Origin of the sequence: Streptomyces sp. ISL-11 (genome assembly GCF_018614525.1) — a bacterium.
GTDB lineage: Bacteria > Actinomycetota > Actinomycetes > Streptomycetales > Streptomycetaceae > Streptomyces.
This window is the reverse complement of record NZ_JAGGOL010000181.1, coordinates 1-8,242: the sequence shown is the minus strand read 5'-3', so window position 1 is coordinate 8,242 and position 8,242 is coordinate 1. Positions and strand designations below refer to the sequence as shown.

Genomic DNA, 8,242 nt, shown 5'->3' with positions numbered 1-8,242 from the left:
GTCCCGGGCGAAGCGGCGCACGGTCGCGGGGCGGGCCGTGGGCCCCGCCGTGGCCGCCGTGGGCGGGACGGGGACGAACGGTGGCGGGACGAGCGCGGCGTAGGCCGCCGGGTCGGCGTAGCCGGCGCAGGGCGTCAGGCGCTGCCCGTCCAGCCGCGCCGGGTGGGTCGCGCAGGCCGATTCCGCGACCGAGGCGGGCACGACGCGGGTGTCGTACGGGCAGACCATCCACACCGGCAGCTCGGCCAGCAGCACATTGAGCCCGGATTCCATACGCTGCCACTCGGCGACCTGGCGGACGGATCTGCCGCTCCACACCGGCTCGGCGATCATTCGCGTCCGCCGGCCGGGCCGGGCACGGCGGTCGTGGTAGCGCAGGAAGGCGGCGACCCGCTCGACGGGCCGGCGGCCGAAGTAGGCCGTCTCGGCGGTGTCCAGGGCGTGCGCGTCCTTGCCCAGCGAGGACCGCAGCAGATCGATGTTGGCGGGCGCCGTCGCGGCCAGGACGGGTTCGCCCGCCGCCAGCCCGGCCTCCACGAAGGGGACCGCCATCGCGAGGAAGTCCTCGTCGCTGCCGTAGAGACAGGCGTGGTGCACGAAAGGGGACCCCTCGGTGCGGTCAGCAGGCATGCGCGGCTCCCAGCCGGAGTCCCGGCGTCCGGTCCCATCCGATGAGCGTGATCACGTGCAGCAGGTGGGGCGGCAGCCCGGTCAGCTCGACGGTGCAGTGGCGGGCGGCGCGCGCCCTGGCGAAGGTCATCAGCAGCCGCAGCCCGGCCAGGTCGAGGAACTCCACCCGGGACATCTCCAGGTGGACGTCGCCGCGCACGGACGCGACGGACTGCAGGGCGTCCCTCAGGTGGCGGTGCGAATCGGCGTCGACCACTCCCTCGATCCGCAGGCCGGACGGGCTGTAGGTGGGGACGACGGTCAGTTCGGCCGTGCGGACGACAGGATCCACTTCGACGCTCCTGAGATGGGCCGATGCGAAGGCGTCCAGAGCGGCGGGATCGCAGCGGCGGATGTCGTACTGGCACACCGCCAGCGCCTGGCCGGAGCTGAACTCGTCGGCCAGCAGGGCTTCGTAACGCAGCAGCCGGGAGATGTCCGGCCCGTCGCGCAGGACACCGCACAGGTCACCGGTGACACGCAGGGCGCGGTAGCCCTCGCTGCGGGAGCGGTCGGCGGCCGCCCGGAGGCGGCCCAGTAACGCGGCGGGGTCCAACTTCCCGCGCCCCGGCGAGAGCTCGGCCGGGCCGATGACCTCCACCCGGCCGTCCAGGTCCCCGGGAACGCCGGTCAGCCGGCACTGCTCCAGCAGCGCCCGGGGGCCCGGGGGGCCGTCGGCACCGCTGAGATAGAGGATCTTGTGCTCGGCGTCGAGGCCCCCGAGCACGAAGTCCCGCAGGATCGAGGCCCGCTCCTCGTCCGACGCGAACAGCAGACACGCGTGGTCGCCGGGGCGGAGGTCACCGACGTGGACCCGGCGGTGCACGCCGTAAGGAGGGACCATGCGTGGATTATCGACCCCGGCCGCGACGCAGGGAAGGCCGCACGAAAAAATGCCCCCCGCTTATGCGGGAGGCATTCTTTCTGCTGTACCCCCGACCGGATTCGAACCGGCGCTACCGCCTTGAGAGGGCGGCGTGCTAGGCCGCTACACAACGGGGGCTAGCTACATATTGCAGAGCGATTGCTCTCTGCGCTGGGATACCAGGACTCGAACCTAGACTAAGGGAACCAGAAACCCTCGTGCTGCCAATTACACCATATCCCATGGTGACAACCAGTACCCCCGACCGGATTCGAACCGGCGCTACCGCCTTGAGAGGGCGGCGTGCTAGGCCGCTACACAACGGGGGCCCTAGCGATCCATTCGTCGTCGCCTCCAGAATTACCTGGATGGTGACGGATTCAGGATCTGTACCCCCGACCGGATTCGAACCGGCGCTACCGCCTTGAGAGGGCGGCGTGCTAGGCCGCTACACAACGGGGGCTCGCACTGCGCTTTACTACTTCAGCTACTTTAGCAAAAGAATTTCCGGAGAATTTCTTTTGCTGGGGTACCAGGACTCGAACCTAGACTAAGGGAACCAGAAACCCTCGTGCTGCCAATTACACCATACCCCACCAGAACTCGACCTCTATGAAGGGGTCTTGTTCGGCTTGCTCCGTCCGTTCCGGCCTCTCGGCCCTCTCGGGCGGCGCAGGAAGAACATTACCCGAAGGTGGACGGGGCTCCAAAACCGTTAACCCGCCGCAGCAGGCCCGGCAGCTCCGCGAGGCCCCCGATCCGGCGCACACCGTCAGGTAGGGGGACATCCTCCCCGCCCGCACGGTCCAGCCACACCCCGCACAGGCCGGCGTCCCGGGCGCCGACGGCGTCGCCGTCCAGCTGGTCGCCCACGTAGGCGACCTCCCCCGGTGGCAGCCGCAGCCGGGCGCAGACCGTGAGGAACGCCTCCGCGGCGGGCTTGGCGCAGCCGAGGCGGTCCGCGCCCACCACGCGCTCGAACCGCCGGTGGATGCCGAGGGTGCGCAGCTTGCGCTTCTGGTGGGCGGTGGAGGCGTTGGAGAGCACCGCCTGCCGCAGGTGCGGGGCCAGGGCGTCCAGGGCGGGCCGGGCGTCCGGGAAGAGGGTCCAGCAGGCTTCGTAATGGCGTACGTAGCGGCCGAACCAGGCATCCGCCTCGGAATCGCCCAGCGGCAACCCCAGGAAGGCGCGTGCGCGCTCCCGGCGGTGCTCGCGGAACCCGAGCTCGCCGGCGGTGAAACGGGCGTACTGCGCTTCCATCACGGAACGCCAGAGGCCGAGGGCCCGCTCCGCGGATTCGTACCGCGAGAGCAGGCCCTCGGCCTCCAGATGGCGCAACACACCGGCCCGGTCGGAGCCGGTGTAGTCGAAGAGGGTGTCGTCGACGTCCCAGAGGATCGCGCGGATGGGCATACCGCCGACGGTAGCGGCGTCCGGGCTTGTTTCGGCTGAGCTCAGCCGAAACAAGCCCGTCCGGCGCCGCGCCGTTACGCCGCCAGCTTCGCCAGCGCCGCGTCCACGCGGGCCAGCGTGCGCTCGCGGCCGAGGATCTCCAGGGACTCGAAGAGCGGCAGGCCGACCGTGCGGCCGGTGGCCGCGACGCGGACCGGCGCCTGGGCCTTGCCGAGCTTCAGGCCGTGCTCCTCACCGGCGGCGAGAACGGCCGCCTTGAGAGCCTCGGCGTTCCATTCCGCGGTCTCCAGCTTGGCGCGCGCGGTGCGCAGCAGCGCGTCCGAGCCCTCCTTCATCGCCTTGGCCCAGGACGCCTCGTCATGCGCCGGCTCGTCGAGGAAGAAGAAGTCGACGTTGGCGGTGATGTCGGAGAGGACCGTCAGACGGGTCTGCGCGTGCGGGGCGATGGCCTCGAAGACCGCCTGGTCGAATGCCTCGGGGGCCCACGGGGCGAACGGGGCCTTCAGCCAGGGGCCGCACGCCTCGATGAACGCCTTCACGTCCATGCGGCGCATGTGGTCGCCGTTGATCGACTCGCACTTCTTGAGGTCGAAGCGGGCCGGGTTGGCGTTGACGTCCTTGATGTCGAACGCCGCGACCATCTCGTCCATCGTGAAGATGTCCTGGTCGGCCGAGAGGGACCAGCCGAGGAGGGAGAGGTAGTTCAGCAGGCCCTCGGGGAGGAAGCCGCGCTCCCGGTAGAGGTTCAGCGACGCCTGGGGGTCGCGCTTGGAGAGCTTCTTGTTGCCCTCGCCCATGACGTACGGGAGGTGGCCGAAGGCGGGGATCTCCTTGGCGATGCCCAGCTCGATCAGCGCCTTGTAGAGCGCGATCTGCCGCGGGGTGGAGGACAGCAGGTCCTCGCCGCGCAGGACGTGCGTGATCTCCATCAGGGCGTCGTCGACGGGGTTGACGAGCGTGTACAGCGGGGCGCCGTTGGCCCGGACGATGCCGTAGTCCGGCACGTTCTCCGGGGTGAAGGTCAGTTCGCCGCGGACCAGGTCCGTGAAGGTGATCGGCTCGTCGGGCATCCGGAAGCGCACGATCGAGGCGCGGCCCTCGGCCTCGTAGGCCGCCTCCTGCTCGGGCGTCACGACCCGGCAGGTGCCGTCGTAGCCGGACGGCTTGCCGGCGGCGCGGGCGGCGTCGCGGCGGGCGTCGAGCTCCTCGGCGGTGCAGTAGCAGCGGTAGGCGTAACCGCCCTCCAGCAGCTTGCGCGCGACGTCCTGGTAGATGTCCATGCGCTGCGACTGGCGGTACGGCGCGTGGGGGCCGCCGACCTCGGGGCCCTCGTCCCAGTCGAAGCCCAGCCAGCGCATCGAGTCCAGCAGCTGCTGGTACGACTCCTCCGAGTCGCGGGCCGCGTCGGTGTCCTCGATACGGAAGACCAGGGTGCCGCCGTGGTGGCGGGCGAACGCCCAGTTGAACAGGGCGGTGCGGACCAGGCCCACATGGGGGTTGCCGGTCGGCGAGGGACAGAAACGGACGCGTACAGGGGATGCGCTAGCCACGCTTGATCACCTTATTGGTGAGAGTGCCGATGCCTTCGATGGTGACGGCGACCTCGTCGCCGACGTTCAGGGGTCCGACGCCGGCCGGGGTGCCGGTGAGGACGACATCGCCGGGGAGCAGCGTCATCGCCTCGGTGAGGTGGACGATCAGGTCCTCGATGGAGCGCGCCATGTCACTGGTGCGGCCCAGCTGGCGCTGTTCGCCGTTGACCGTGCACATGATCCCGAGGTCGCTCGGGTCGAGCTCGGTCTCCACCCAGGGGCCGAGCGGGCAGGAGGTGTCGAAGCCCTTGGCCCGCGCCCACTGCTTCTCGCGCTGCTGGACGTCACGCGCGGTGACGTCGTTGGCGCAGGTGTAGCCGAAGATGACGTCCTTGACGCGCTCGCGCGGGACCTCGCGGCACATGCGGCCGATGACCACGGCCAGCTCGGCCTCGTGGTGCAGCTCGTTGGAGAAGGTGGGGTACTCGATGGCGGCGCCGGGCCCGATCACCGAGGTGGTGGGCTTGAAGAAGGCCACGGGGGCATCGCCGACCTCGTTGCCCAGCTCGGCGGCGTGCTCGGCGTAGTTGCGGCCGATGGCGACGACCTTGTTGGGCAGAACGGGCGACAGCAGCCGGACCTTGTCCAGGGGGACCTTGGTACCGGAGCGCTCGAAGTCGCCGTAAGGGATGCCCTTGATGATGTCGAGGACGGGACCGCCCTCCGTGGAGGCGTCCCCTTCCACGACCCCGTAGCCGACGTTGCCGTCGATGGAGAACCTGGCGATGCGCACGGGAAGCTGCTGCCCCTATCTGATCCGGCCGGAGTCTGACACCTCAGGCTATCGCGGGGGCCGGGTGCGCCCCGTGCGCCACCGGGGTTCAGCCCTGGGGGGCCTGGGGCTCGGGGGCCGTCATCAGGACGGTGCGGCGCGGGTTGGCGGTCACCTGCGGCAGTTCGGCGGCGTGCACCAGGGGTTCGGCGGTGCGCAGGGCCTGGGCGTCGTCGAGGTGCGCGAGCGTCGTGCGGCGCGGGTTGGCGGTCTTGCGGAGCACCTTGGCCTTGGGCTTGGCCGTCTTCGTCGTCTTCGTGGTCTGCACTTGCTGCCTCGCGGTGTCGTGGGTGCGCGCTGTCGTTCTCGCGTCCTGTGTAAAGAACCAGGCTAGGCGCGCCTATCCCCCGCCGTCGGCGAGAGAAGTCATCGGTTGCTTGTGAGTTTGCTCACGAGCGGTGCGAAATATGCCGCAAAGCGGGCGGGGTTTCCGTCACCGCGAAACGGACATCGCGTGACTGAAGCTGACGTTCCGCTCCTGATCATGGCGACTGGGACACCGGGCGGGTGCGGGTCACCCCGTGGCAACTCGTACGCTGATGCCCCGAATAAAGGCTCTGGTCCTCTACGCCCCGTGACCGATCCCGGCACTGAGCGTCACCCTGCCCCCAGGGGTGTGCACCGGCCTTGTTGGAGATCCGGCACTGTGCTGGAATTCCACGGACCGCCAGGGGGCAACCGCGGTCCCCCCACGACTCGACACCGTCCCGCCGCTCAACCGGAGGGACGCCTGGTCCAGAGGTTGCGACGCTAGTGCAGGGACGTTTCAAGAGGGATGGCAGCGCTGCGGCGGAGCCGGAGCCGCACGGTGCGACCGACCGCGGCACGTCCGCCGACGCGCCGGCCGGTGGCGATGCCGCCGAACAGCCGAAGTCCAAGGCGAACAAGAAGAAGGGAGCGGGTGGCCCGGGCTCACGAATAGCCCTGCGCAACTGGCGCATTTCCACCCGGCTCGTCTCCCTGCTGGCCCTGCCCGTCGTCGCCGCGACGACCCTGGGTGCCCTGCGTATCGAGAGCTCTCTCGAGAACGTCGACCAGCTCGATCACATGAAGCTCCTCACGGAGATGACGAGCAAGGCGACCCTGCTGGCGAGCGCGCTCCAGGAGGAGCGCGACAAGACCGCCGGTCCGCTGGCCGCGCAGAACCGCACCGACGACCGGATCGTCTCCACCCAGCAGCGGGCCGACCGCGCCATCAAGGACTTCACCGAGGCGACCAAGGACGTCAAGCCGACCGACCAGACGATGGTCGGTGTGCAGACCACCCTGGTCGACATCACCCGGCAGCTGTCGAAGATCAAGACGGTCCGCGAGGACGCGTACAAGGACCCCAACTACTTCGCGCGGACCGTCAACAACTACGACGCGCTCATCAACTCCCTGCTCTCGCTCTCGCAGGACATGGCCCAGGCCACCAGCAACAGCGAGATGATCACCAGCACCCGCGCGCTGGCCACGTTCTCCTCCGCCAAGGAGTACGCGTCCATCCAGCGCGCCGTCATCACCGCGGCGCTGGCGGCCAAGGGCGGCAGCAACCTCTCGGCCAACGACCGTCAGTACGGCAAGGAGGCGCTGGACGCGGAGAAGGAGGCGCTCAAGCGCTTCACCGCCATCCGCGCCGCCGACTCCGAGCAGCTGCTGCTCTCCCTCAACGGCGGCATCACCGACATCGCCGCGGCGGACACGTTCGCCGACCGCGTCTTCACCAAGCCCGACGGGCTGAAGAGCGGCGAGACGCTGACCTGGATGGACTGGTCCGACCAGGCCACCCTCAAGATCAACGAGATGTCGAAGATCGAGCAGACGCTGCTCACCCAGATGGACCAGAAGGCGCTGGAGCTGCGTGACGAGGCCCAGCAGGAGGCCATCCTCAACGGTGTCCTGATCATCCTGGTCCTCGGCATCTCGCTCGTCGGCGCCTTCGTCGTGGCCCGCTCCATGGTGCGCTCGCTGCGCCGGCTGCAGGACACCGCTCAGAGGGTCGCCCAGGAGCGCCTGCCCGAGCTCGTCAAGCAGCTGTCCGAGACCGACCCGCAGGACGTCGACACGTCCGTGGAGTCCGTCGGCGTGCACAGCACGGACGAGATCGGCAAGGTGGCCGCGGCCTTCGACGACGTGCACCGCGAGGCCGTCCGCCTCGCCGCCGAGCAGGCGTTGCTGCGAGGCAACGTCAACGCGATGTTCACCAACCTCTCGCGCCGCAGCCAGGGCCTCATCCAGCGTCAGCTCTCGCTCATCTCCGAGCTGGAGAGCCGCGAGGCCGACCCCGACCAGCTGTCCTCACTGTTCCGGCTCGACCACCTCGCGACCCGTATGCGCCGTAACGGTGAGAACCTCCTCGTCCTCGCGGGTGAGGAGCCCGGCCGCCGGTGGACCCGGCCCGTGCCGCTCGTCGACGTGCTGCGTGCCGCCGCGTCCGAGGTGGAGCAGTACGAGCGCATCGAGCTCAGCGGTGTGCCGCCGACCGAGGTCGCCGGCCGCGTGGTCAACGACCTCGTGCACCTCCTCGCCGAGCTGCTGGAGAACGCGACGTCGTTCTCCTCGCCCCAGACCAAGGTCAAGGTCACCGGTCACGCACTGCCCGACGGGCGGGTGCTGGTCGAGATCCACGACACCGGCATCGGTCTGTCGCCGGAGGACCTCGCGGCGATCAACGAGCGGCTCGCGAGCCCGCCGACGGTGGACGTCTCGGTCTCCCGCCGCATGGGTCTGTTCGTGGTCGGCCGCCTGTCCCTGCGACACGGCATCCGCATCCAGCTCCGCCCGTCCGACTCCGGCGGTACGACCGCGCTCGTCATGCTGCCGGTCGACGTCGCCCAGGGCGGCAAGCGCCCGATGCCCGGTGCCACGGGTGCGCCCCCGATGGGTGCCGGCATGCCGCAGGGCGGTGCCCCGGCCGGCAACGGCGGGCCCGCCGGCGCCGCGCCGCGC

The 8,242-nt window shown here is 69.9% G+C and carries 7 protein-coding genes and 5 tRNA genes; 1 reads left to right on the top strand and 11 read right to left on the bottom strand.

What is annotated here, in order from left to right:
* From J7E86_RS28565 to J7E86_RS28515, 11 genes are all read right to left on the bottom strand, one after another.
* A partial coding sequence (locus tag J7E86_RS28565; RefSeq protein WP_215085711.1) for an MEDS domain-containing protein occupies nt 1-630 on the bottom strand: 630 nt, incomplete at its 3' end.
* Nucleotides 620-1,513, bottom strand: coding sequence for an MEDS domain-containing protein (locus J7E86_RS28560; RefSeq protein WP_215085710.1), 894 nt, complete (start codon nt 1,511-1,513; stop codon nt 620-622). The genes J7E86_RS28565 and J7E86_RS28560, both read right to left, overlap by 11 nt.
* 86 nt (nt 1,514-1,599) lie before the next feature.
* A tRNA-Glu gene (locus tag J7E86_RS28555) sits at nt 1,600-1,672 on the bottom strand.
* A 33-nt stretch (nt 1,673-1,705) separates the two neighbouring features.
* A tRNA-Gln gene (locus J7E86_RS28550) sits at nt 1,706-1,777 on the bottom strand.
* A gap of 13 nt (nt 1,778-1,790) precedes the next feature.
* Nucleotides 1,791-1,863 (bottom strand) — tRNA-Glu (locus tag J7E86_RS28545).
* A gap of 61 nt (nt 1,864-1,924) precedes the next feature.
* A tRNA-Glu gene (locus J7E86_RS28540) sits at nt 1,925-1,997 on the bottom strand.
* 61 nt (nt 1,998-2,058) lie between these two features.
* Nucleotides 2,059-2,130, bottom strand: a tRNA-Gln gene (locus J7E86_RS28535).
* An 88-nt stretch (nt 2,131-2,218) separates the two neighbouring features.
* Entirely contained in the window at nt 2,219-2,947 is a 729-nt protein-coding gene (locus J7E86_RS28530; RefSeq protein WP_215085709.1) for an HAD family hydrolase, read from the bottom strand.
* 74 nt (nt 2,948-3,021) lie between these two features.
* Entirely contained in the window at nt 3,022-4,497 is a 1,476-nt protein-coding gene (gene gltX / locus J7E86_RS28525; RefSeq protein WP_215085708.1) for a glutamate--tRNA ligase, read from the bottom strand.
* Complete coding sequence (locus J7E86_RS28520) at nt 4,490-5,272, bottom strand: fumarylacetoacetate hydrolase family protein (protein WP_215085707.1); 783 nt, start codon at nt 5,270-5,272, stop codon at nt 4,490-4,492. The genes gltX and J7E86_RS28520 overlap by 8 nt, the downstream gene beginning before the upstream one ends.
* 88 nt (nt 5,273-5,360) lie before the next feature.
* Nucleotides 5,361-5,579, bottom strand: a complete 219-nt coding sequence (locus J7E86_RS28515; RefSeq protein WP_215085712.1) for a hypothetical protein — start codon at nt 5,577-5,579, stop codon at nt 5,361-5,363.
* 485 nt (nt 5,580-6,064) lie between these two features.
* Here J7E86_RS28515 and J7E86_RS28510 point away from each other — a divergent pair.
* A partial coding sequence (locus J7E86_RS28510) for a nitrate- and nitrite sensing domain-containing protein (protein ID WP_215085706.1) occupies nt 6,065-8,242 on the top strand: 2,178 nt, incomplete at its 3' end.